Source organism: Allobosea sp. 2RAB26 (genome assembly GCF_052115465.1).
Taxonomy (GTDB): Bacteria; Pseudomonadota; Alphaproteobacteria; order Rhizobiales; family Beijerinckiaceae; genus Allobosea.
Genome location: NZ_JBFRGS010000053.1, coordinates 1 through 1,980 on the forward strand (window position 1 = coordinate 1; position 1,980 = coordinate 1,980).

Annotated in this window: 1 protein-coding gene and 1 pseudogene; both read right to left on the reverse strand. The window is 65.7% G+C overall.

The window, feature by feature from the left end; genetic code table 11:
- Window positions 1-288 (reverse strand): annotated as a pseudogene (locus tag AB4118_RS33920) (HlyD family type I secretion periplasmic adaptor subunit); the annotation flags it as partial.
- Between the two features lie 57 nt (window positions 289-345).
- Window positions 346-1,980, reverse strand: a 1,635-nt coding sequence (locus AB4118_RS33925; RefSeq protein WP_441493885.1) for a calcium-binding protein, incomplete at its 5' end; no start/stop codon positions are given.

Genomic DNA, 1,980 nt, shown 5'->3' on the forward strand with positions numbered 1-1,980 from the left:
GGTCTGGGTCTGGCCTGCCTCGACCCGGTCGCCCTGTCGCACCCCGATCGCCTGGACGACGCCGCCGTCGCGGTGCTGCACCTCCTTGAGGTTCTGATCGACCTTGATCGAGCCCTGGGCGATCACGGCGCCGTTGAGATGGGCGCTSGCGGCCCAGCCGCCGCAGCCGACGACCAGGAGCAGGGCGAGCGCGGTACCGGCGAGCATATGCCGGCCGAGCCCGAAATTCGGCTCGCGCCCTTCCCTGGCGTCCCCGCCCGCCTGCAATGCGACATTGCGCCTGGTCATATCCGTCTCTCCCGTCCGCTCGACCGGGATGCGAGGCCCTGCGGCCGCGCACCGAGATCAGTAATAGTAAAGCCTGTGACTGCCCTGGATCTCGATCGAGTAGTCCTTCTCGTCATTCTGCTCGAGATAGACATCGACGAAGGTGCGGTCGTCGTCACCGATCTTCTCGATGCGGAAGCGGAATGGCCGACCGGAATCGTCGCCCTCGTCGCCATAGGTGCGATCGAAGGCATCGTCGTCGGAACCGCTTCCGCCGTCGTCATCATCGTCATCATCATCGTGCTTGCGGATCTGGTACTGCTTGATGCGGATGCGGTCACCGGCCTCGAGATCGAGGATCTGATGGATCAGGTCGCGATCGTCCTCATCATAGGGCACGTCGAAGGAGAAGGTGTCGTCGCCCGCCCCGCCGGTCAGCGTTACCGCATCAGTGCCGATGGTGAAGTGGTCATTGCCGCTGCCGCCGATCACCGCCTCGATGCTGGAGAACCCGTCCTCGCCGATCTCGACGCTGACCGCCTTGCCCTCGACCAGGTTGATGTCGATGCTCTGCGTTGCCCGAGAGTAATCCAGCGTGTCGCAACCGCTGCCGCCATCATAGCAATCGGCCGCAGCATCGAGCGTACCGATGATCGCGTCGTCGCCAGACCCGGCCTCGACCCGGTCCCTGCCCCCACCGCCATCGAGCGTATCGGCGCCGCTACCTCCCTCGATCCGGTCGTTGCCGGCACCGCCCTGGATCACGTCATTGCCGGTCCCACCGAACAGGCAGTCATTGCCGGTGCCGCCATCAATGACGTCATTGCCATCATTGCCCTCGATCCGGTCGTCGCCCGCTCCGCCGAAAAGCCGGTCATGGCCGGCATTGCCCTCAACCCTGTCGTCTCCGTCTCCGCCGAAGACGATGTCGTCGCCATCGCCGCCCTCCACCTCGTCATCGCCGTCACCGGCGTCGAGCAAGTCATTACCGCTGCCACCAAAGAGCCTGTCCTTGCCGCTGCCGCCGGCGAGGTGATCGTCGCCCTCCCCGCCATCGAGTACATCGTCGCCGTCATCGCCGGAGAGCGTATCGTTGCCGGATTCGCCGAAGAGCCGGTCGTTGCCGCCGCCGCCGGCCGCGACGTCGTCCCCCCCACCGAGGCGGGCCGTGTCCTGGCCAGCACCGAACTGGACGAGGTCGACATGGGCGCCACCAGTCACGACATTGTTGCCGTTGCCGGTGCGGACACTGTTGTTGCCGTCGCCGGTGAAGACAGTGTTGTCGCCGTCGCCGGCATCCATCCAGTCGTTGCCGGCCCCGCCGTTGATGATGTCGTTGCCGCCACCGCCATAGATCTGGTCATTCCCGGCGCCGCCGGAAAGCTGGTCGTTGCCGTCGCCGCCATCGAGCCAGTCGTCGCCCGTGCCGCCTTCAAGCGCGTCGTTACCCTCGCCGCCTTCGAGCGTATCATCACCCTCTCCGCCATCCAGCGTATCGTCGCCCTCTCCGCCCTGGATCACGTCGTCCCCGGCTCCTCCGGAGAGCTGGTCGTTGCCCTTGCCGCCGATAATGATGTCATTGCCGGCCTCGCCATAGATGATGTCGTCGCCATCCTCGCCGAAGAGCTTGTCGTCGCCGTCGCCGCCATAGATCGTGTCGTTGCCCTCGCCGCCATAGACGATGTCGTTGCCGCGGCCGGCATAGATCAGGTC